At 49.8% G+C, this 259-nt stretch carries 1 protein-coding gene; it reads left to right on the top strand.

Translation table 11 applies throughout. The features are described from left to right. Nucleotides 1–259, top strand: a 259-nt coding sequence (locus tag SB756_RS31910) for an ElyC/SanA/YdcF family protein (protein ID WP_410913479.1), incomplete at both ends; no start/stop codon positions are given.

Below are 259 nucleotides of genomic sequence, written 5' to 3'. Positions count from 1 at the left end.
CGCTCTTGTTATTGAGTTTGCAACCGGTAGCCGACCGCCTGCTGCGTCCCATCGAAAGCACCTATCCGACATGGAATAATTCGCAAAAAGTGGACTATATCGTGGTGCTCGGAGGTGGTTATACCTGGAACCCGCAGTGGGCACCGAGCTCTAATTTAATCAATAACAGTCTGCCACGCCTGAATGAAGGTATTCGCTTATGGCGCGAAAATCCGGGATCAAAACTGATCTTCACGGGAGGCGTAGCAAAAACCAATAC

Source organism: Pseudomonas sp. SIMBA_068, assembly GCF_046534705.1.
Taxonomy (GTDB): Bacteria; Pseudomonadota; Gammaproteobacteria; order Pseudomonadales; family Pseudomonadaceae; genus Aquipseudomonas; species Aquipseudomonas putida.
Note: the sequence above shows the minus strand (reverse complement) of the source record. Positions and strands in the feature narration are given on the sequence as shown.